The organism is Anaeromicropila populeti, from assembly GCF_900112775.1.
GTDB classification, from domain to species: domain Bacteria; phylum Bacillota; class Clostridia; order Lachnospirales; family Lachnospiraceae; genus Anaeromicropila_A; species Anaeromicropila_A populeti.
The window spans coordinates 303,037-324,569 of record NZ_FOYZ01000004.1; the positions used below are offsets into that span (position 1 = coordinate 303,037).

Genomic DNA, 21,533 nt, shown 5'->3' on the forward strand with positions numbered 1-21,533 from the left:
TGTAACAATTATGACAAGCAATTAACATATGGAGGAAAGCATGAAGAGAGCAACCATTAGAAAAACGGCAATTGGATTAGGTGTGGCAGCTACTATTTTTGCCTGTGTGCAGGTGTCTAAGATCCACTCAGCGACGCTTTCAACTGAAACAGGATTAGCTGGAATATCATTAACTTTAGATAAATATTATGAATCAACAGAAGAAGATACTGCTGTAAGTGCATCAATTATGGAGGTAGAAGGAGTTACGCAGGATACGGTTATCGGACCAGTGGCAACAGAAACACCCGTAGTATCAGAAACACCGGAAGTATCAGAAACACCGGAAGTATCAGAAACACCGGAAGTATCAGAAACACCGGAAGTATCAGAAACACCGGAAGCATCTGAAACACCAGAAGTATCTGAAACACCCCAAACATCTGAAGCACCAGTGGAAGAAAAGGAAGAACCTGTATCTGAATATGCTAATGTTGGTATTTCGATAGCAGATAACTATGTTAACATACGGAAAGAAGCTAACACAGATAGTGAAGTATTAGGAAAGCTGTATAAAGGATCAGCTGCAACTATTCTTAAAACAAAAGGTGAATGGGTGAAAATCGAGTCGGGATCTGTAAAAGGATATATTAAATCAGAATTCTTGGCAATTGGTTTTGACGCAGAAGAGTTGGTAAGTACATATGGTACAAAGTGGGCCAAAGTAAATACTACAACTTTAAAGGTAAGAGCGGATAAGAGTTTGGATTCAGCAGTTTTGACTTTAATTCCTATAGATGAAGAATATTTAGTTGAGAAAGAGTATAAGGAATGGGTTAAAATTGTTGTTGATGAAGGAAATGAAGGGGAAGAAGGAACAAAGGGTTTTGTTTCAAAGGAATATGTTGATATTCGCGTAGAATTTGAACATGCCATTTCAATAGAGGAAGAGCAGGCAGAATTGAAACGTCAGGAAGAAGCTAGATTAGCAGAACTTGAAAGAGAAAAAGAAAGACAGGCAGAAGAAGCTAAGAAACAAGCAAGCAGTACGAATTCAAGCAATTCAAGCAGTTCAACTTCAAGTAGTAAGAGTTCAACCAACAAGAGTTCAAGTAGCAAGAGCTCAAGTAGCAAGAGTTCAAGTAGTTCAACCAGCTCTAGCTCCAGTGGAACAGTGCAGTCGGGTTCTGGCTCAAGTATTGCTAACTACGCATTAAAGTTTGTAGGCAATCCTTATGTTTATGGTGGGACAAGTCTTACAAATGGTGCAGACTGCTCAGGTTTTGTGCAATCTGTTTTTAAGGCATTTGGTGTGAGTCTGCCAAGAACATCATCTGCACAGTCAGGAACAGGTAAAAAAATCAGCCTTTCAGAATTACAACCTGGCGATTTGGTTTTTTATGCCAGCAATGGACGTGTGAATCATGTTACTATTTATATCGGTGGGGGAAGAGTAGTTCATGCAAGTACTTATAAAGTAGGAATTACCACTTCTAATTTATACTACAGAGAGCCATATTGTGCAAGAAGAGTAGTGCAATAAAGAGATAAATATACTGTCTTAAATGTAAAGTAACAGATTACATTTAAGGCAGTTTTGATAAGTTAAATAGAGATATTATGTTTAAACGGCAGATGCATTCTGCCGTTTTTTAGTGGTGTGCCCATTATTAAGTGTACTAGGCAATGGGCATAGATTAATAGTGAATATTCATTTTCAGTTTTTTCTTTCTAATATTGTGTGAATAATCAAAAAAAAGATTTAAATATATTTAATTGCAAGTTAAATTTATTTTGTAAAAAAATTTTTAAACCTCTTGACAGAAAAGGTTTTAGTTGATTTGCACAAAAAGTTGTCCAATTTTTATGCGTGTAAAATAATAGAAATCATTTGGTGTGGAAAAAGGAAAAAAGTTGTCCACATGCAATAAAGCGAAAATCAGGTTATAATTAAGTTATGCACAAAGTTATCCACATTATCCACTTTAATAAGTTAATGTTAATTGAGGATAAAAAGTGTCAAGTACGAATGTATGTTTTGTTTTAAGTGATAAAAACACGCAAAGTTAGAAAATTTAAATAGTCGCACTTGACATGAAGTTGTCTAACAATTAGCATGTATTCGGCAAATTTATCAAAATATTATTTTTTTAAAAGAAAAAGGATGTTTATGGTATTTCCCTTGAATTATACTTTATTTGTGGTATAATATGCTTGTACTTGTTTTTATTTAATAATAAAAAAAGACAAAAGGAGTTGGGCCGTATGCGTTATATAATAAGTGGAAAAAATATTGATGTAACAGAAGGACTTAAATCTGCAATTTATGATAAGATAGGAAAGCTTGAAAAATATTTTGCTCCAGATACAGAAATTCATGTGACATTAAGTGTTGAGAAAGAAAGGCAAAAAATTGAAGTTACTATTCCTATGAAAGGAAATATTGTAAGAGCTGAGCAGGTTAGCTCAGATATGTATGTTTCCATAGATTTAGTAGAAGAAATTATAGAGAGACAATTAAGGAAATATAAAAACAAACTATTAGAACAAAAGCAGGCAGCTGTCAATTTCAATATGTCATTTGTGGAAGAAGAGACCACTGATGAAGAAGAAATCAAAATTATTCGTTCTAAGAAGTTTGCGATGAAGCCAATGGATGCAGAGGAAGCTTGTATACAAATGGAGTTATTAGGACATAGCTTTTTTGTATTTAGAAATGCAGAAACAGACGAGGTAAATGTGGTTTATAAAAGAAAAGCCAACACTTATGGATTAATTGAACCAGAATTTTAGTGAAAAGATATATGGAAAGGGTGTATAATTTGCAGAATAGGTGCATTTTATACACCTTTTTTCTACACTTAATAGGGAACAGAAAAAACTAGTTGATTGATTAAGGACGTAATGGTACAATGAAATATGGGTTATTGTAATGGGATGCGAATAGAACCATTGCGAAATTTAGAGTACAGGAGTGAAACTGATGGGTATAATGACTAAGCTTTTTGGTACACATAGTGAGAGGGAGTTGAAGATTATAAATCCTATTGTGGATAAGATTGAAGCCTTGGACAGCGAGTATCAAAAACTAACAGATGAGCAGTTAAAAAATAAAACTGCAGAATTTAAAAATAGATTAAAAGATGGCGAGACACTAGACGATATTCTAGTGGAGGCATATGCAACTGTTCGTGAAGCAGCATTTAGAACATTAGGTATGAAACACTACCGGGTACAATTAATAGGCGGTGTTATTTTACATCAGGGCCGAATTACAGAGATGCGTACAGGTGAAGGAAAAACGTTAGTATCTACTTTGCCAGCTTATCTGAATGCATTAGAGGGAAAGGGAGTACACATCGTAACGGTAAATGATTACCTGGCTAAGCGTGATGCTGAATGGATGGGGAAAATCCATGAATTTCTGGGATTGAAGGTAGGCGTTGTTTTAAATGGCTTGGACAACGATGAGCGTAGAGAAGCTTATAATTGTGACATTACTTATGCTACAAATAATGAACTGGGTTTTGATTATCTTAGAGATAACATGGTAATATATAAAGAACAGCTTGTAATGCGTGATTTGAATTATGCAGTTGTGGATGAGGTAGACTCTGTTTTGATTGATGAAGCAAGAACACCATTAATTATTTCTGGACAGAGCGGGAAGTCCACGAAGCTTTATGAGGCGTGTGATGTTTTGGCACGGCAGTTGGAAAGAGGTACTGAGAAGGAATTGTCCAAGATGGATGTTCTGATGAAAGAGGATACAGAGGAGACTGGAGATTTTGTAGTAAATGAGAAGGATAAAAACTTATCATTGACAGAACAAGGTGTAAAGAAGGTAGAAAATTTCTTTCATATAGAAAATCTGGCGGATCCCGAACATATGGAAATTCAGCATAATATTATACTTGCATTGCGTGCACATAATTTAATGTTTAGAGATAAAGATTATGTAGTAAAAGATGAAGAAGTACTAATAGTTGATGAATTTACAGGACGTATAATGCCTGGAAGAAGGTATTCTGATGGTCTTCATCAGGCTATTGAAGCAAAAGAACATGTTAAGGTTAGAAGAGAAAGTAAAACGCTTGCGACGATTACATTTCAAAACTTTTTTAATAAATACAATAAAAAGTGTGGTATGACTGGTACAGCATTAACAGAGGAAAAGGAATTTAGAAATATTTATGGAATGGATGTTATTGAAGTTCCTACTAATTTACCTGTTCAAAGAATAGATCATCAAGATGCTGTTTATAAAACGAAAAAAGAAAAGTTAGATGCAATTGTACAATCGATTGTGGAGGCTCATGCAACCGGGCAGCCAGTGCTGGTTGGTACAATTACAATTGAGGCATCTGAGGAAATCAGTGCTTTACTTAAGAAAAAAGGAGTACCACATAAAGTTCTGAATGCCAAGTTCCACGAAATGGAAGCTGAAATTGTTGCTGACGCAGGTCAGAAAGGCGCTGTGACAATTGCTACTAATATGGCTGGACGTGGTACCGACATTAAGCTTGGTGAAGGTGTGCAGGAGATAGGCGGTCTGATGATTATTGGTACAGAAAGACATGAATCCAGACGTATTGATAACCAGTTAAGAGGTCGTGCAGGACGTCAGGGAGATCCAGGTGAATCCAGATTTTATATTTCATTAGAAGATGACTTGATGAGACTGTTTGGTTCAGAACGCTTACTAGGAATGTTTAATTCATTGGGATTTCCAGAAGGAGAACCAATTGAACATAAAATGTTAAGTAATGCAATTGAAAATGCTCAGAAGAAAATAGAAAATAATAACTTTGGAATAAGAAAGAATTTGTTAGAATATGATCAGGTCAATAATGAACAGCGTGAAATTATTTATGAAGAGCGCAGAAAAGTGCTGGATGGTGAAAGTATGCGTGATTCCATCTTCAAAATGATTTCTGATGTTGTGGAAAATAGTGTAAATGGCGTGGTTAGTGATGATCAGCATCCAGAGGAATGGGATGTCAGCGAATTAAACAACATATTGATTCCAATTATTCCATTAGAAGAGATTACGCTGACAGAAGAACAGCAAAAGCATATGGATAAAAAAGAATTTATACAGATGCTGAAAGAAAAAGCTGTCAAGCTGTATGAGTCAAAGGAAGCAGAGTTTCCAGATCCAGAACAGCTGAGAGAAGTAGAAAGAGTTATTTTATTAAAAATTATTGATCATAAATGGATGGATCACATTGATGATATGGATCAGCTGCGACAGGGAATTGGTCTACAAGCATATGGACAAAGAGATCCAAAAGTGGAATACAAATTTATGGGTTACGAGATGTTCGGTGAAATGACAAAAGCAATTACAGAAGAAACTGTAAGGGCATTGATGCATGTCCGCATTGAACAGAATATAGAGAGAGAGCAGGTTGCCAAGGTAACTGGTACTAATAAAGATGAATCAGCCAACGGACCAGTAAGAAGGAAAGAAAAGAAAATTCAGCCAAATGATTTGTGCCCATGTGGAAGTGGAAGAAAGTATAAACAGTGCTGTGGTAAAAATTACTAATACGATTATTAAGACTAATTTTGAAATGGAGTGATTAAATGGTTGAACTGGATCAATTCAAGTATAAGCTGTCAGCTTATGAAAAACCGTTAACTGAAGTGGGGGATTCACTTTGACCTGGCAAATAAAAAGCTGAGGGTTGAGGAATTAGAGAAAGAGATGGAAGAACCTGGATTTTGGGATAGCCCAGAAAATTCTCAGCGTGTAATGCAGGAACTAAAAGGATTAAAAGGTGTTATGGAAAAATACCAAAATCTTTGTAATGAGCTTGAAGATATTCAGACGTTACTTGAAATGGGGTATGAAGAAAACGATCCAATGCTTATACCTGAGATTGAAGAATTATTGGATAAGTTTATTGAGGATTATGAAGAACTTAGAATTAGTACGCTGTTATCAGGTGAATATGATAAAAATGATGCCATTCTGACATTACACGCCGGCGCAGGTGGTACAGAAAGCTGTGACTGGGCAAGTATGCTTTGCCGTATGTATCAAAGATGGGCTGACAAAAGAGGATTTACATCTGAAATGATTGACTACTTAGATGGTGATGAAGCTGGATTGAAATCAGTTACTTTAGAAATCCGAGGTGAAAATGCATTTGGTTATTTGAAATCAGAAAAGGGTGTACACCGTTTAGTGCGAATTTCGCCGTTTAATGCAGCGGGAAAAAGACAGACCTCTTTTGTATCTTGTGATGTTATGCCTGACATTGAAGATGATATTGATATTGATGTTGCAGACGAAGATATCAGAATTGATACGTATCGTTCCAGCGGAGCAGGAGGACAACATATTAATAAAACTTCTTCTGCTATTCGAATTACACATTTTCCGTCAGGAATAGTAGTTCAGTGTCAAAATGAGCGTTCACAGCATATGAATAAGGACAAGGCAATGCAAATGTTAAAGGCAAAGCTATATCTGCTTAAGCAACAGGAAAATATGGAAAAAGAAGCTCAAATCCGGGGCGAAGTAAAGGAAATAGGCTGGGGCAATCAAATCCGTTCTTATGTAATGCAACCCTATACTATGGTAAAAGATCATAGAACAAATGAAGAGGTTGGAAATGTGGCCAGTGTTTTAGATGGAAATATTGACCCGTTCATTAATGCTTATTTAAAGTGGTCTGTGTAATTAAGCTTAATTATTAAGGAGGTAACAAGTATGGCAGCTATCAAGCATATTTTGTTTCTAATAGGAAAAGAGACATATGGAGTAGAAGTTCAGTACATTAAGGGAATTGAAAAGTATGAAGAATTTATTTCGATTCCAAATGCACCGAGCTATATCGAAGGGATTATAAATCTTCGAGGTGAAGTGATTCCAGTTTTTAGCTTGCGTCAGAAGTTTAACATGCCAAAGGTGGAACCAACAGAGAATACAAAGCTTATCATTGTAAAGACAGGTGGAATTGTAATAGGGCTTGAAGTGGATGCAGTAAAAGAAATAGCTGAAATAGCCGAAGAAGCAATTAGAGAAGCTCCTTTCATTATTAAAGGAGATAAGACCAAATATATTCAATCCATTGCAAATGTAGAGGATGGATTATGTGTCATTTTAAATATTGATGGACTCTTAGATGAACAAGAGAAAGCAGATTTAGAAGGCTTAATCAATCAACAATAAAAGTAAAAACGGAGAAGGCATTAGGAATAACATTAGGTTATCTACTAATGTCTTTTTTATGTGCTTGCAATCCTAAACAAAATGTGATAATATATCTTTCTAGAGAGAACAAGTGTATTTCATGAGAGGACATGGCTGCACGATTTTTTTATGAGAAAATGACAGGGATGAAAATATGAAAGATGATGATAAATATTTTATTGTGAAAAAGAAGGCACTGCCAGAAGTATTATTAAAGGTAGTGGAAGCAAAGAGGATTATTGAGAGTCAGTCAAAGGTAAGGGTACAAGAGGCAACAGATGTAGTAGGAATCAGCAGAAGCTCTTTTTATAAGTATAAGGATGATATTTTTCCTTTTCATGAAAATGCAAGAGGAAAAACAATTACTTTTATGTTGCAAATGGATGATACACCAGGGCTATTGTCTCTTGTACTAAATCAAGTTGCAAAACATGGAGCAAATATCTTGACGATTCATCAAAGTATTCCTGTTAATAAAATTGCATCATTGACGTTAAGCGTTGAGATTCTGCCGGCGTCAGTAGATGTTACTGTAATGATTGATGATATAGAACATTTAGAAGGAATTCATTCTTTGAAAATATTAGCTAGAGAATAAATAATAGGAGGCGCATCATGATAAATGTTAGTGTTTTAGGGTATGGAACAGTAGGTTCAGGAGTTGTAGAGGTTCTGGACACAAATCGTGACAGCATTAATAAAAGAGCAGGAAACGAGATAAATGTAAAATATGTATTAGATTTAAGAGATTTCCCAGGAACACCAATTCAAGAAAAAGTGGTACATGATTTTAGTGTTATTGTAAATGATCCAGATGTGCAAATCATTGTAGAAACAATGGGTGGAGTGCATCCAGCATATGAGTTTGTAAAGGAAGCACTTGAAAAGGGAAAAAGTGTATGTACATCAAACAAAGAACTTGTTGCAAAGTATGGCGCTGAACTTTTAGAAATCGCCAGAAAGAAAAAGGTTAATTTTCTGTTTGAAGCGAGTGTAGGTGGTGGAATTCCAATTATTCGTCCACTAAATCAATCTTTGACAGCAGATGAAATTGAGGAAATTACAGGTATTTTAAATGGAACTACTAACTATATTTTGACAAAGATGACAGACGAAGGATCTGCATTTGAGGAAGTACTTAAAGATGCTCAAGAAAAAGGGTATGCAGAAAGAAATCCTGAAGCAGATGTGGAAGGTTATGATGCATGTAGAAAGATTGCTATTTTAACTTCTCTTGCGTATGGAATGCAGGTAGATTATGAAGATATTTATACAGAAGGTATTACAAAAATAACGGACATTGATATTAAATATGCAAAGGCAATTGGAGCCAGCATAAAAATATTTGGGACAAGCAAAAAGGTGGGAAATAAGGTTTATGCGATGGTTACGCCAATGATGATTGATCGCAATAACCCATTATATAACGTAAACGATGTGTTTAATGGTATCTTTGTCAGAGGTAATTTGCTGGGAGATGTTATGTTTTATGGAAAAGGTGCTGGAAAACTTCCAACTGCAAGCGCAGTAGTAGCAGATGTAGTAGATGCAGCAAAGCATCTTGGCACTAATATTATGACGATCTGGAGTAGTAAAAAATTAGAGTTAGCAAGTTTTGATGAAGCATCTAATAAATTTTTTGTTAGATTATCCGGAGATAAGAACAGCTTATTTGAACAAGTTAAAAATGAATTTGGTGATGTAAAAGAAGTAACAGCAGGAGTAGACTCGGAATATGCTTTTATTACAGATGTAATGACAGAAAGTGAATTTAAAGAAGCATCACAAAAATTTGACAATATGGTATCAAGAATCCGTGTTGGTTTCTAATGAATGTGAAAGAAGGTTTTTCTATATGAAATATATAATTTTATTAGGTGATGGAATGGCAGATGAACCAGTTCAGAAACTAGAGGGAAAGACACCATTGGAGTATGCAAATACTCCAACAATGGATAGTCTTGCCCAGTGTTCTACAATAGGATTGGTACATACAATCCCAGAAGGTATGAGTCCAGGAAGTGATACTGCCAATTTAGCGGTTTTGGGATACGATCCAAAAAAATATTACACAGGAAGATCACCATTAGAAGCATTGAGCATTGGTGTGGACATGAAAGAAAGTGATATTGCAATCCGATGCAACATTGTTACTGTTTCAGACGATGATTTACCATATGAAGAGAAAACAATTATTGATCATAGTTCCAGTGAAATATCAACAGAGGATGCTGATATTTTACTGCAAGCAGTTAAAGCGGAACTTGAGACAGATATAGTTCGATATTATACAGGAACTAGTTATCGGCATTTGCTTATATGGGATAATGGAGAAGTGGTGGAATTGACACCTCCCCATGACATACTGGGAAAAGTGATAGGAAGTTATTTGCCAAATGAAAATTTATTGAAAGACATGATGATTAAAAGCTATGAAATATTAAATAATCATCCTGTTAATGTAGAAAGAGCAAAGAAAGGCTTAAATAAAGCTAATTCCATTTGGTTTTGGGGTGCAGGTACAAAGCCAGCACTAGATTCATTTGAAGAGAAGAATCATAAAAAGGGTGTTATGATTTCGGCTGTTGATTTATTAAAAGGAATTGCAGTAGGCGCTGGGTTAAAAAATATTGAAGTAGAAGGTGCAGATGGAACGCTCCATACTAATTATGAGGGCAAGGCAATGGCAGCTGTGAAGGCATTAACAGAAGAGGACTATGATTTTGCTTATATTCATGTTGAGGCGCCAGATGAGATGGGCCATCAGGGAAGTCTTGAGCGTAAAATTCAAGCAATTGAATATTTTGACGCAAGAGTGATAAAAGTAGTTAAGGAAGAGATGGATAAAGCGAGAGTGGATTACCGTCTTTTGATTATGCCAGATCATCCCACTCCAATTGCACTAAGAACACATACTAGCAATCCAGTACCATATATGATATATGACAGTACAAGATTACTAGAAAAAGAATGGCATTATAACGAAAAGGATGCAAAAAATAGTGGTAATTATTTAGAAGAAGGATATATGCTTCTATCTGAATTTTTAGAAAATAGAATAATGAATTAGGAGGCAGCTATGTTAATAGTAAAAAAATTTGGCGGAACATCGGTAGCCGATAAGGAAAGAATTTTTAATGTTGCCAGAAGATGTATTGAAGAATATCAAAAAGGTAATGATGTGGTTGTAGTTTTATCTGCAATGGGAAAACAGACAGATGTTCTTTTAGCACAGGCAAAGGATATTAATCCAAATGCTTCAAAAAGAGAGCTTGATATGCTTTTGACAACTGGTGAACAAACATCGGTTTCATTAATGGCTATGGCTATGGGAGCTTTAGGAGTATCAGCAGTTTCACTTAATGCTTTTCAGGTAGCAATGCATACAACTTCTGATTATGGAAACGCCAGATTAAAAAGAATAGATACTGAACGCATCAGAAATGAATTAGCAAATAGAAAAATTGTTATTGTTACAGGTTTCCAAGGTATTAATCAATTTAATGATTATACAACACTTGGCCGTGGAGGTTCAGATACGACAGCAGTTGCATTAGCAGCAGCACTTCATGCAGATGCATGTGAAATATATACGGATGTAGATGGTGTATTTACAGCTGACCCAAGAAAAGTAAAGAATGCTAGAAAGCTAGATGAAATTACGTATGATGAGATGTTGGAACTAGCTACTTTAGGAGCGGGTGTTCTTCATAATCGTTCTGTAGAAATGGCAAAAAAATACGGGGTACAACTGGTAGTCCGTTCAAGTTTAAATCAAACAGAAGGAACAGTAGTTAAGGAGGAAGTAAAAATGGAAAAAATGCTTGTAAGTGGGGTAGCATGTGATAAAAATACGGCACGTATTGCTGTAGTTGGATTAGAAGATCAACCAGGGGTTGCATTTAAATTATTTAATCATCTTGCAAATCACAATATTAATGTTGATATTATATTACAATCTATTGGAAGAGATGGAACAAAGGATATTAGCTTTACAGTAGCCGAAGACGTTGCAGATGAAGCTGTTGAAATAATTGAAAGACATAGAAGCGGCAGTCTAAAGTGTCAAAGTATAGATGTTGAGAAAACAGTTACTAAAGTATCTGTTGTAGGGGCAGGAATGATGACAAATGCTGGTGTTGCAGCAAAAATGTTTGAGGCACTGTATGACTGTGGTGTGAATATAAAGCAAATTTCAACTTCTGAAATTAAAGTAACGGTATTGATTGATGAAAAATATGAAGAGGTAGCCATGAATGCAGTACATGATGCGTTCAGCTTAGGGAAATAATTCATAAATACTAATTAAGATAAGCCTTGTAAAGGAAGCGGAATAAATGCTTTTATTTGCAAGGCTTTTATAGAAAGGAAGTTCAATGAACATTTTACACCAATTAAAAGATGAGTTAAATATTCAGCTATGGCAAGTAGAAGCTACTGTTAAATTAATTGATGAAGGAAATACCATTCCTTTTATTGCACGTTACCGGAAAGAACAACATGGTTCTCTAGATGATGAACAATTAAGAAATCTCAGTGAACGCTTGACGTATTTGAGAAATTTGGAAGAGAAAAAGCAGCAGGTGCTTGCCAGTATTGAGGAACAAGGAAAATTAACGGATGAGTTAAGAATGCAAATTATAGCGGCAACGACACAAGTGGTTGTGGAAGATTTATATCGGCCATATCGTCCCAAAAGACGGACAAGGGCAACTGTTGCCAAGGAAAAGGGATTGGAAGGCCTAGCCAATATTATTTTGCTGCAAATAACTACAAAGCCTCTAGAACAGGAAGCATTGCCATATGTATCGGAGGAGAAAGATGTTAAAACTGTGGAAGAAGCGATTCAAGGAGCCATGGATATTATAGCAGAAAATATAGCAGATGAAGCAGATTATCGTATTTATATCCGTAATGCAACCGTAAAAGAAGGTAAAATAAATTCAACGGCAAAAAAGAAAGAAGAAAAATCAGTATATGAGATGTATTATGAATATGAGGAACCAATTAATAAAATTGTTGGACACCGTATTTTGGCATTAAACAGAGGGGAAAAGGAAAAAATTTTAACAGTTAAAATAATAGCACCTGATGAGAAAATACTGATTTATTTAGAAAAGCAAGTGATTTCAAGAGATAATCCATATACAGCTCCAGTGTTGAAGACAACCATAGAAGATAGTTACAAACGTCTAATAGCGCCAGCAATAGAGAGGGAAATCCGAAATGATTTAACGGAAAAGGCTGAGGATGGGGCAATTAAAATTTTTGGAAAAAATCTGGAACAACTGCTTATGCAGCCTCCAATTGTAGGACAGGTTGTACTGGGATGGGATCCCGCCTTTCGTACAGGCTGTAAGCTTGCTGTTGTAGATGCAACGGGAAAGGTATTAGATACCACAGTTATTTATCCTACAGAACCACAGAATAAAGTGGAAGAGTCTAAAAAGACGGTAAAGCATTTAATTGAAAAGTATGGAATTACATTAATTTCTGTCGGAAATGGTACTGCTTCCAGAGAGTCAGAACGTGTAATAGTAGAAATGTTAAAAGAACTTCATAAACCTGTTCAATATATTATTGTAAATGAAGCTGGTGCCTCTGTGTATTCTGCCAGTAAGCTGGCAACAGAAGAATTTCCTAACTTTGATGTAGGACAAAGGAGTGCGGCATCTATTGCAAGAAGGTTACAGGATCCACTAGCTGAATTGGTTAAAATTGACCCAAAGTCAATTGGTGTTGGCCAGTATCAGCATGATATGAACCAGAAAAAATTGAGCGAAGCTTTAAATGGCGTGGTAGAAGGATGCGTGAATAAAGTGGGAATTGATTTGAATACAGCATCTGCTTCTTTATTAGAGTATATTTCTGGAATCAGTAAGGTAATTGCTAAAAATATTGTTTTGTATCGAGAAGAACATGGCAAGTTTGTTGAAAGAAAAGAGTTATTAAAGGTAGCAAAGCTAGGACCAAAGGCATATGAGCAATGCGCAGGTTTTATGAGAATAGTAGAAGGTAAAAATCCACTGGATGCCACAAGTGTTCATCCGGAATCTTATGATGCAGCAAAAAAACTACTAGATAAACTGGGATACAAGCTAGAAGACATAAAAGGCGGTGTGACAGGCCTTGGAAAAATGATAAGGGATAAGAAGGCATTAGCACAGGAACTTGAAATTGGTGAGATTACGCTATTAGACATTATAAAAGAATTAGAGAAGCCAGGACGTGATCCAAGAGATGAAATGCCAAAGCCTATTCTTAGGACAGATGTTTTGGAAATGAAGGATTTGGAACCAGGGATGGTTTTAAAAGGAACGGTTAGAAATGTAATTGATTTTGGAGCATTTGTTGATATCGGGGTACATCAGGATGGTTTGGTACACATATCAGAATTGTCAGATAAGAAATTTGTAAAGCATCCGCTGGAGATAGTGAGTGTTGGTGATGTTGTTGAAGTAAAGGTAATGAGTGTAGACTTGGCAAAAAAACGGATACAGCTTTCAATGAAAATATAAAACGACATAATATTTTATAAATATGGAATAATTTACTAATAATGCTTGACAACTTTTCTAAATTACATTAAAATAGATATATAAACTGAATAAGAAGTCTTCGGGGCAGGGTGTAACTCCCGACCGGCGGTATAGTCCGCGAACCATTAAGTGGTTGATTTGGTGCAATTCCAAAACCGACAGTAAAGTCTGGATGAGAGAAGATAACGTGTTTCAAAATCTATAATAGAAAAGGTTTTGAAAATCAAACGAAATAAAAAGCAGCCTCGTAATTTTTAGAGGCTGTTTTTTGTACTTATCGAGGAAGAGGAGGAACAATATGTTAAAGAAAACAAATGTAACTGAGAACAGAATATTTACGACAAAACAATTAGTTATTATTGCAATGCTGGCAGCACTTTCTTACGTTTTACAGCTTTTACATCTGCCATTTAAGTATTTAGGATTTCTTGAATTTGAATTTAGTGACATCCCTGCTATAGTAGCAGGATTTGTGTATGGCCCATTAGTTGGTATTATGATTGAGATGATTAAAAATTTAATCAAAGGAATTACCGCAACTACTACAGGTGGTGTTGGAGAAATAGCTAATTTTATTATTAGCGTAGCTTACATATATCCCACATGCTATTTGTTCCGTAAGCTGAAAGGAAGGGGAAAATATAGTGTACCATTTATTACAGGTGTAATAAGTATGTCTGTTGTTGGCATATTAATGAACTATTTTTTGATGATTCCTCTTCAGGCAAAAGTATACCATCTAGAAATTGAAACAATTGTTGGGTGGGCAACAGCTACAATACCAGCAATTAATGACTTATTTACGCTGGTAATTCTGGGTATTACCCCATACAATATTGCAAAGGGATTAGCAATTTCAATAATTGGTTTCTTTTGCTATAAATATTTAAAAAACTTTATGACAGAGCAATAGGCAGGAATATAAATGATTAATTAAAACAAGCTTTCAAAAACATAGTTTGAAAGCTTGTTTTTTTATATAAATTTGATATAATTTTAATAGTACTATAAATTCGGAAAGAGGTAGCTGTGTGGAGAAAGAAGTAAGACTAAGCATTATTATAACACCGAAAGACATGCATCACTTTTTGGTAAAGCACACATATGGCGGTGTTTCGGGAATCGTTGGAATATTAATTAGTGTAGTAGCACTTATCTTTTTAGCAATAGGTTATCAGCATAATGATACATTAAAGAATGTTATGCTTGCAGGAATAGGTGCATTATTTACGGTGGTACAGCCACTTCAGCTAAAATTAAAAGCGGCACAGCAGGTAAAGCTGAATCCTATGTTTCAGAAACCATTACTATATTTGATAGACGGTTCAGGTATTAAGGTGAGTCAAATGGAAGAAGAAGCAGCTGTAGCCTGGGAGGACATTCGGAAGGTAGTAGAAACGAAAAAAAGTATTATTGTATATATGTCACCAGTGAGAGCATTTATTTGGCCAAAAGAGCAGTATTCAGACAAAGCTGTTCAGGTGAAGGAACTTATTTCACAAAATTTAAAGAAAGAACAGTGTAAATGGAGTAAAGTATGATATATGAGAGTTTCAAAGCAGAGGATACTTTCTTATTTGGAGAGCAGATAGGTAAAGCATGCAGACCTGGAGAAATATACTGTCTGTTAGGCGATTTGGGGGTGGGGAAAACCGTATTTACCCAAGGTTTTGCCAAAGGACTGGGTATTTCAGAGGCAGTCAGCAGCCCGACCTTCACTATTATTCAAGAATATGAAGATGGGAGAATTCCGTTTTATCATTTTGATGTCTATCGAATTTCAGATATTGAAGAAATGTATGAATTAGGATATGAAGATTATTTTTATGGGGAAGGAGTCTGTCTGATTGAATGGGCAGGACTGATAAAAGAACTTTTACCAGAAACGGTGAAAATTATTTCGATTGAAAAGGATTCTGAAAAAGGATTTGACTATCGGAAAATTCAATTGGAGGAAAGTCAGTTATGATTATATTAGGGATAGATAGCTCAGGGTTGGTAGCATCTGTTGCAGTTTTGCGAGATGGAGAAATTATTGGTGAATATACCATTAATTATAAAAAGACTCATTCCCAGACTTTGTTACCAATGCTGGATGAACTGGTTAAAATGTTGGAACTGAAACTGGAGCAAATAGATGCAATAGCAGTGGCAGGTGGACCAGGCTCATTTACTGGATTAAGAATTGGTGCAGCTACAGCAAAAGGACTTGGGCTGGCATTGGATAAACCTATTGTATCGGTACCTACAGTAGACAGCTTGGCATATAATCTGTTTGGGACAGATAAGATAATCTGCCCCATAATGGATGCCAGAAGAAACCAAGTGTATACGGGTTTGTATGAATTTCAGGGAAAAGAATTTAATGTAATTTTGCAACAGAATGCTTCTTCAATTGAGGACATACTGTTGAAAGTTAAAGAAGTTGGAAGAGATGTGATTTTCTTGGGGGATGGAGTTCCGGTTTATCAAGAAATAATTCAAAGCATTTTAAAAACAGGTTATTTCTTTGCACCTCCTCATCTGGCAAGACAGCGGGCAGCTTCCATCGCCGCTTTAGGTGCTGTATATTTTGATAAGGGGGTTTGTGAATCTGCTCAAGAACATAAGCCTGTATATTTGAGATTGTCTCAGGCGGAACGTGAACTGTTGGAAAAGCAAAATGAAAGGTAAGTAAAGGGTGATAAAGTAATTGATTCGGTTTATGTGTGAAGATGATTTGGAAGAAGTTTGTAGTATTGAAAATAAAATGTTTTCAAAACCTTGGTCAAAAAGCGATTTTTTTACATCTATGAAGAACAGACAAAATATTTATCTGGTTGCGGAAGAACCACAAGGGGAAATAGTTGGCTATTGTGGCTGTTGGGGTGTTGTAGATGAAGGGCAGATTACCAATGTTGCAGTCAAACCAGAGGCTCGATGTAAGGGAATTGGAACTGAGATGCTGAAGGAATTAATAAGGATAGGGCGAGATGAAGGTTTATTGCAATTTACACTTGAGGTAAGAGAAAGTAATATGCAGGCAATTCGTTTGTATGAGAAACTTGGATTTAGTTCTGCTGGAATACGCAAAAATTTTTATGAAGCTCCTCTGGAAAATGCAGTAATTATGTGGCTGACAGATGATAATAGTTCAGGTTGTATGAGAAATAGGGATTAAGATATTATTACCAGTTCGAAAACTTATTATAGGTGTTATAATAGATTTGAAAACTTGGGTCTTCAGGAGGGATAAGCTTAATGGCAGTCAAAAGAGTTTTCTGTAATGTATGTGGTCGAGCAATTGAAGTAAGAAATGGAATAATGCGAGAAGATGTTTTTGAGGCAGAAAAAGAATGGGGATATTTTTCTAACAAAGATACAGAAATACACAAATTTAATATATGTGAAGCCTGTTATGAAGAAATTACTTCTCAGTTTAAAATTCCGGTCAAGGTAATAAAAAAGACAGAGGTTATGTAACGTGAATGGAAAAAGGAAGCCAGAAGGCTTCCTTTTGCAGTTGCAGCTAAGGCCGAGTACAGCCGGGTTGATTAAAATAAGAAAATATGGTAATATAAATAAATAATTTATATGGAAATAAATTTGTTAAAATGGCACTTGCAATATGTGGCATAAAGAGAGGAAAATACATGTTAGATTTATGTTTATTAGGTACGGGGGGTATGATGCCGCTTCCAGGAAGACGATTAACTTCATTAATGACGAGGTTAAATGGAAGCAGCCTGCTGATTGACTGTGGAGAAGGCACTCAGGTTGCAATCAAAGAAAAGGGTTGGAGCTTTCATGGGATTGATACTATTTGCTTCACACATTACCACGCAGATCATATTAGTGGATTACCAGGACTTTTGTTATCAATGGGAAATGCAGATCGGACGGAGCCGGTGACCATGATTGGTCCAAAGGGTCTGGAGCGAGTAGTGAATGCACTTCGGGTTATAGCACCAGAACTCCCTTTTTCCATAGAGTTTATAGAATTAATAGAACCAGAAGAAACAATTGCATTAAATGGATATATGATTTATGCATATAAGGTGAATCATAATGTAAGTTGTTACGGATATGCTCTGTCTGTACCAAGAGCAGGAAAATTTCAGTTAGAAAAGGCGTTAGAAAATGAAGTGCCTAAAAGGTTGTGGAGCCGTTTGCAAAAAGGTGAGATAATAGAGGAGGAAGGCAGAAAGTATACGCCTGATTTGATATTAGGTTCAGAAAGAAAGGGGATTAAGGTTGCATATTGTACTGATACAAGACCTGTTCCTGTTATTTCTAAAAATGCGATGGAAGCTGATTTGTTTATTTGCGAGGGAATGTATGGAGAAAAAGATAAAGATGCAAAGGCATCTCAGTATAAGCATATGACTTTTTATGAGGCTGCACAGCTTGCTGATGTTGCCAAAGTAAGGGAATTATGGCTTACTCATTATAGTCCGTCATTAGTCAGACCAGAAGAATATTTGCAGGAAGTAAGAAAAATATTTCGTAATACTAAAACAGTCAAGGATTTAAAGAGCATTACGCTGGAATTCGATAAAGAGGAGTAAGTCTGTTCTCTAAAAGGAGGAGTTATTATGAAAGGTCTAAAAGGTCTAAAAGCTATAAAATTTGAACCTAAAAATATAGTTGCAATTGGTATACTAGTATTAATTGTACTTTTTTTTTACTGGCATATAGATAGTAAATCCAGTAATAATGATACGAATGTCAAAAGTGAGTACCAGTTACTTATTGATAAAGACCTTCAGAACGCGTATCCTGAGACACCGCGTGAGGTGGTAAAGCTTTATAGCAGGATTATAAAATGTTTATATAATACTAAGCTGAAAGAATCAGAAATTGATACATTGACAGGGAAATTAAGAGTGTTGTTTGATGAAAAACTAAACGAAGAAAATCCTCTTGATAAACACATTGAAACTTTAATTCTTGAAATAAAGGAATATAAAGAACTACAACAGACCATTAGCAGTTATATCATTGAAAAAGACAGTGGTATAGATTATAGCATTGTGGATGAAGAAGAGTATGCTACAATACTGGCAGAGTATTCTTTGAAGGTAAAAAGCAGTTATGAGAAAACAGTTGAAAAATTTTTATTACGCAAAGATAGTGAGGGTTCTTGGAAAATTGTAGGATGGTCACTGGCGGATTTGGATGAAATAGAGGTTGAAGAATAAATATGAAAGATGAAATTGTGATACTGGGGATTGAATCCTCTTGTGATGAAACGGCAGCAGCAGTGGTGGTGAATGGCAGGGAAGTGTTGTCTAATGTAATCTCTTCTCAAATAGATTTGCATAAGTTGTATGGAGGAGTTGTTCCTGAAATTGCATCTAGAAAGCATATAGAGAAAATAAATCAGGTCATTGAGGCTGCGTTGGAAAATGCTCAGAAAAATTTAGATGAAATAGATGCAATAGCAGTAACCTATGGACCAGGACTTGTGGGGGCATTATTAGTTGGGGTAGCAGAAGCAAAAGCCATTAGCTATGCAAAAAATAAGCCATTAGTTGGCGTGCATCATATAGAGGGCCATGTATCTGCAAATTATATTGAACACAAAGAACTGGAGCCGCCTTTTTTATGTCTTATTGTATCGGGTGGACATACTCATTTAGTAGTTGTTAAGGATTATGGAAAATATGAAATTGTTGGAAGAACAAGAGATGATGCAGCGGGTGAGGCGTTTGATAAAGTTGCCAGAGCAATCGGGCTGGGGTATCCAGGAGGACCAAAGATTGACAAGTTGTCAAAAGAAGGGGATAGAAATGCGATCCATTTTCCTAGAGGAAATATTACAGATGCACCTTTTGATTTTTCATTTAGTGGTGTAAAGTCAGCTGTATTAAACCATTTGAATATGTGTCAGATGAAAAACGTAGAAATTAAACCAGCAGATATTGCGGCATCTTTTCAAGAGTCAGTGGTTGATGTACTAGTCACAAAAACTATACAGGCAGCACAACATCTCGATATGAAAACGGTAGTGCTGGCAGGTGGTGTTGCTTCTAATAATGGACTTCGTGAAAGAATGAATGAGGCATGCAATAAACAAGGATATAAGCTGTTCTATCCATCGCCTGTTTTTTGTACGGATAATGCAGCTATGATTGCAGCAGCAGGTTACTATGAGTTTATGAATGGAACAAGGCATGGACTTGAATTAAATGCAGTTCCTAACTTAAAAATAGGACAAAGGTAGTAAAGTTAAAATGATGAAGAAGAATAAAGTAGCAGCAATTGTGCTTGCCGCGGGTCAGGGAAGAAGGATGAATAGTTCAGTTCCCAAGCAGTATCTAGTACTAAATGATAAGCCAGTTTTGTATTATGCTCTGAAAGTTTTTGAGGACAGTCTAGTTGATGAAATTGTGCTTGTTACAGGAAAAAATCAAATTGATTACTGTAAAGAAAATATTGTCGAAAAATATCACTTTCAAAAAGTTGTATCTATTGTGGAGGGGGGTAAAGAAAGATATGATTCTGTCCGTATTGGGCTAAATGCCATAAAGAATGCAGACTATGTGTATATACATGATGGAGCCAGACCATTTGTTACTAATTGTATGATAGAGAAAACATATTCTGCTGTTCAAAAAGAAGGGGCTTGTGTAGTTGGGGTACCTGTAAAAGATACTATTAAAATAGCAGATCAGTCAGACTATGTTGTGGAAACCCCAAGAAGAGAATTCGTATGGACGGTTCAGACACCCCAAGTATTTGAGTACCAATTAATTCTGAATGCTTATGAAAAGTTGAGTTGGAATAAGGCTGCTGATGTGACCGATGATGCCATGGTATTAGAAAGTATGACTGGTCACAAGGTGAAACTGGTTATGGGGAGCTATGAAAATATGAAAATTACTACACCAGAGGATCTAGTAATTGCGGAAGCCTTTTTTAAATGCAGGCATAAAAAAGAAGATTAGTATGTTTTATGCAGGCAAATTAGAGGTAATGTATGAATTGTTTGAAAAAAAGAAAAATTAATAAAAAAATAGTTGACAGACTAATAGAATAATGATAAAATATGTCTTGTCGCTGTAAGTGATTTGAAGAGCGATAACCAATATGAAAAGATGTTTTAAATAATATTTTTTAAAAAGTACTTGACACATGTTGGTGATAATGATATAATGTTCAAGCGTGTTTGGAGAGGTGTCCGAGTGGTTTAAGGAGCTGGTCTTGAAAACCAGTGACTCCGAAAGGGGCCGTGGGTTCGAATCCCACCTTCTCCGTTAGTGAAATTACTATGGTGATTTTATTGCAGGATTGTATAAATGTTAAGCTGAACATTATGAAGTGTGAAGCACTTGTTGGAGAAGTACCCAAGTGGCTGAAGGGGCTCCCCTGGAAAGGGAGTAGGTCGTTAATAGCGGCGCGAGGGTTCAAATCCCTCCTTCTCCGTTTGTCAAAAAGAAATGAAAAAAACTTGTTGACAACCAAATGTAAGTATGATAAAATACTTAAGCTAGTCTTGAGTGACTACATGTCTTACAAAGAACTTTGATAACTAAACAGTGAAACAACCTTGAAAATTCAAAAAGAATTTCAAAGAACAGCATCTATAAAAAGATGCACCCAAAAAACAGTAAAATACAGAACTTCCGGTAAGAGGAAGGGAAGTATACGGAAAATAGCCAAGCTAGATTTCTGAAGGAAAAAAACTTTATTTGAGAGTTTGATCCTGGCTCAGGATGAACGCTGGCGGCGTGCTTAACACATGCAAGTCGAACGAAGCACAAAAGCGGAAGCCTTCGGGTGGAAGCTTTTGTGACTGAGTGGCGGACGGGTGAGTAACGCGTGGGTAA

Annotated in this window: 20 protein-coding genes, 2 tRNA genes, 1 rRNA gene and 1 riboswitch; all 23 genes read left to right on the plus strand. The window is 35.9% G+C overall.

Annotated features, from left to right (window positions below; translation table 11 throughout):
* Positions 1 to 40: 40 nt before the first annotated feature.
* Positions 41 to 1,522 (plus strand): C40 family peptidase, encoded by a 1,482-nt coding sequence (locus BM305_RS06970; protein ID WP_177214601.1) that lies wholly within the window; start codon positions 41 to 43, stop codon positions 1,520 to 1,522.
* Positions 1,523 to 2,244: 722 nt separating this feature from the next.
* Positions 2,245 to 2,772: a ribosome hibernation-promoting factor, HPF/YfiA family gene (hpf, locus tag BM305_RS06975; RefSeq protein WP_092559974.1), complete on the plus strand. Its 528-nt coding sequence runs from the start codon at positions 2,245 to 2,247 to the stop codon at positions 2,770 to 2,772.
* 190 nt (positions 2,773 to 2,962) lie between these two features.
* Positions 2,963 to 5,530, plus strand: a complete 2,568-nt coding sequence (gene secA / locus BM305_RS06980; protein WP_092559975.1) for a preprotein translocase subunit SecA — start codon at positions 2,963 to 2,965, stop codon at positions 5,528 to 5,530.
* Between the two features lie 38 nt (positions 5,531 to 5,568).
* A protein-coding gene (gene prfB, locus BM305_RS06985) for a peptide chain release factor 2 (protein ID WP_177214602.1) occupies positions 5,569 to 6,670 on the plus strand; the annotation gives its coding sequence in 2 pieces (ribosomal slippage) (positions 5,569 to 5,631 and positions 5,633 to 6,670; 1,101 coding nt in all).
* A gap of 30 nt (positions 6,671 to 6,700) precedes the next feature.
* Positions 6,701 to 7,162 carry a chemotaxis protein CheW gene (locus BM305_RS06990; protein ID WP_092559977.1) on the plus strand — a complete coding sequence of 154 codons (462 nt, stop codon included), beginning with the start codon at positions 6,701 to 6,703 and terminating at the stop codon, positions 7,160 to 7,162.
* A gap of 175 nt (positions 7,163 to 7,337) precedes the next feature.
* Entirely contained in the window at positions 7,338 to 7,781 is a 444-nt protein-coding gene (locus tag BM305_RS06995; protein WP_092559978.1) for an ACT domain-containing protein, read from the plus strand.
* Positions 7,782 to 7,798: 17 nt separating this feature from the next.
* Complete coding sequence (locus tag BM305_RS07000; protein WP_092559979.1) at positions 7,799 to 9,013, plus strand: homoserine dehydrogenase; 1,215 nt, start codon at positions 7,799 to 7,801, stop codon at positions 9,011 to 9,013.
* 25 nt (positions 9,014 to 9,038) lie between these two features.
* Entirely contained in the window at positions 9,039 to 10,253 is a 1,215-nt protein-coding gene (locus BM305_RS07005) for a cofactor-independent phosphoglycerate mutase (protein WP_092559980.1), read from the plus strand.
* Positions 10,254 to 10,262: 9 nt separating this feature from the next.
* Positions 10,263 to 11,474 (plus strand): aspartate kinase, encoded by a 1,212-nt coding sequence (locus BM305_RS07010; protein WP_092559981.1) that lies wholly within the window; start codon positions 10,263 to 10,265, stop codon positions 11,472 to 11,474.
* Between the two features lie 85 nt (positions 11,475 to 11,559).
* A complete protein-coding gene (locus BM305_RS07015; protein WP_092559982.1) occupies positions 11,560 to 13,701 on the plus strand; it encodes a Tex family protein in 2,142 nt (713 codons plus the stop codon).
* 92 nt (positions 13,702 to 13,793) lie between these two features.
* Positions 13,794 to 13,910, plus strand: a riboswitch (FMN riboswitch).
* Between the two features lie 110 nt (positions 13,911 to 14,020).
* Complete coding sequence (locus tag BM305_RS07020; protein ID WP_092559983.1) at positions 14,021 to 14,635, plus strand: ECF transporter S component; 615 nt, start codon at positions 14,021 to 14,023, stop codon at positions 14,633 to 14,635.
* Positions 14,636 to 14,753: 118 nt separating this feature from the next.
* Positions 14,754 to 15,263 (plus strand): YcxB family protein, encoded by a 510-nt coding sequence (locus BM305_RS07025; RefSeq protein WP_092559984.1) that lies wholly within the window; start codon positions 14,754 to 14,756, stop codon positions 15,261 to 15,263.
* A complete protein-coding gene (gene tsaE, locus BM305_RS07030) occupies positions 15,260 to 15,691 on the plus strand; it encodes a tRNA (adenosine(37)-N6)-threonylcarbamoyltransferase complex ATPase subunit type 1 TsaE (protein ID WP_092559985.1) in 432 nt (143 codons plus the stop codon). Before BM305_RS07025 ends, tsaE begins: the two co-directional genes overlap by 4 nt.
* Positions 15,688 to 16,395 carry a tRNA (adenosine(37)-N6)-threonylcarbamoyltransferase complex dimerization subunit type 1 TsaB gene (tsaB, locus tag BM305_RS07035; protein ID WP_092559986.1) on the plus strand — a complete coding sequence of 236 codons (708 nt, stop codon included), beginning with the start codon at positions 15,688 to 15,690 and terminating at the stop codon, positions 16,393 to 16,395. The genes tsaE and tsaB overlap by 4 nt, the downstream gene beginning before the upstream one ends.
* Before the next feature lie 31 nt (positions 16,396 to 16,426).
* Entirely contained in the window at positions 16,427 to 16,882 is a 456-nt protein-coding gene (gene rimI / locus BM305_RS07040; RefSeq protein WP_207649463.1) for a ribosomal protein S18-alanine N-acetyltransferase, read from the plus strand.
* A gap of 80 nt (positions 16,883 to 16,962) precedes the next feature.
* Positions 16,963 to 17,184, plus strand: a complete 222-nt coding sequence (locus BM305_RS07045) for a hypothetical protein (protein ID WP_092559987.1) — start codon at positions 16,963 to 16,965, stop codon at positions 17,182 to 17,184.
* A gap of 170 nt (positions 17,185 to 17,354) precedes the next feature.
* Entirely contained in the window at positions 17,355 to 18,269 is a 915-nt protein-coding gene (locus BM305_RS07050) for a ribonuclease Z (protein ID WP_092559988.1), read from the plus strand.
* A gap of 27 nt (positions 18,270 to 18,296) precedes the next feature.
* Positions 18,297 to 18,902, plus strand: coding sequence for a DUF6715 family protein (locus tag BM305_RS07055; RefSeq protein ID WP_092559989.1), 606 nt, complete (start codon positions 18,297 to 18,299; stop codon positions 18,900 to 18,902).
* Between the two features lie 2 nt (positions 18,903 to 18,904).
* The gene (gene tsaD, locus BM305_RS07060; protein ID WP_092559990.1) at positions 18,905 to 19,927 is read left to right on the plus strand and encodes a tRNA (adenosine(37)-N6)-threonylcarbamoyltransferase complex transferase subunit TsaD; all 1,023 of its coding nucleotides are present in this window, start codon (positions 18,905 to 18,907) and stop codon (positions 19,925 to 19,927) included.
* A gap of 10 nt (positions 19,928 to 19,937) precedes the next feature.
* Positions 19,938 to 20,651: a 2-C-methyl-D-erythritol 4-phosphate cytidylyltransferase gene (ispD, locus tag BM305_RS07065; RefSeq protein ID WP_092559991.1), complete on the plus strand. Its 714-nt coding sequence runs from the start codon at positions 19,938 to 19,940 to the stop codon at positions 20,649 to 20,651.
* Between the two features lie 223 nt (positions 20,652 to 20,874).
* Positions 20,875 to 20,960: transfer RNA gene (locus tag BM305_RS07070), tRNA-Ser, on the plus strand.
* A gap of 80 nt (positions 20,961 to 21,040) precedes the next feature.
* Positions 21,041 to 21,129 (plus strand) — tRNA-Ser (locus tag BM305_RS07075).
* Positions 21,130 to 21,391: 262 nt separating this feature from the next.
* Positions 21,392 to 21,533 (plus strand): 16S ribosomal RNA (locus tag BM305_RS07080); the annotation flags it as partial.

Coding starts and splice junctions, on each gene's coding strand:
- secA (WP_092559975.1), top strand. CDS start 2,963: ATGGGTATAATGACTAAGCTTTTTGGTACACATAGTGAGAGGGAGTTG.
- BM305_RS07045 (WP_092559987.1), top strand. CDS start 16,963: ATGGCAGTCAAAAGAGTTTTCTGTAATGTATGTGGTCGAGCAATTGAA.
- rimI (WP_207649463.1), top strand. CDS start 16,427: ATGTGTGAAGATGATTTGGAAGAAGTTTGTAGTATTGAAAATAAAATG.
- tsaD (WP_092559990.1), top strand. CDS start 18,905: ATGAAAGATGAAATTGTGATACTGGGGATTGAATCCTCTTGTGATGAA.
- BM305_RS07055 (WP_092559989.1), top strand. CDS start 18,297: ATGAAAGGTCTAAAAGGTCTAAAAGCTATAAAATTTGAACCTAAAAAT.
- BM305_RS07000 (WP_092559979.1), top strand. CDS start 7,799: ATGATAAATGTTAGTGTTTTAGGGTATGGAACAGTAGGTTCAGGAGTT.
- tsaB (WP_092559986.1), top strand. CDS start 15,688: ATGATTATATTAGGGATAGATAGCTCAGGGTTGGTAGCATCTGTTGCA.
- BM305_RS06990 (WP_092559977.1), top strand. CDS start 6,701: ATGGCAGCTATCAAGCATATTTTGTTTCTAATAGGAAAAGAGACATAT.
- hpf (WP_092559974.1), top strand. CDS start 2,245: ATGCGTTATATAATAAGTGGAAAAAATATTGATGTAACAGAAGGACTT.
- BM305_RS07015 (WP_092559982.1), top strand. CDS start 11,560: ATGAACATTTTACACCAATTAAAAGATGAGTTAAATATTCAGCTATGG.
- BM305_RS06970 (WP_177214601.1), top strand. CDS start 41: ATGAAGAGAGCAACCATTAGAAAAACGGCAATTGGATTAGGTGTGGCA.
- BM305_RS07020 (WP_092559983.1), top strand. CDS start 14,021: ATGTTAAAGAAAACAAATGTAACTGAGAACAGAATATTTACGACAAAA.
- tsaE (WP_092559985.1), top strand. CDS start 15,260: ATGATATATGAGAGTTTCAAAGCAGAGGATACTTTCTTATTTGGAGAG.
- ispD (WP_092559991.1), top strand. CDS start 19,938: ATGATGAAGAAGAATAAAGTAGCAGCAATTGTGCTTGCCGCGGGTCAG.
- BM305_RS07005 (WP_092559980.1), top strand. CDS start 9,039: ATGAAATATATAATTTTATTAGGTGATGGAATGGCAGATGAACCAGTT.
- BM305_RS07010 (WP_092559981.1), top strand. CDS start 10,263: ATGTTAATAGTAAAAAAATTTGGCGGAACATCGGTAGCCGATAAGGAA.
- BM305_RS06995 (WP_092559978.1), top strand. CDS start 7,338: ATGAAAGATGATGATAAATATTTTATTGTGAAAAAGAAGGCACTGCCA.
- BM305_RS07050 (WP_092559988.1), top strand. CDS start 17,355: ATGTTAGATTTATGTTTATTAGGTACGGGGGGTATGATGCCGCTTCCA.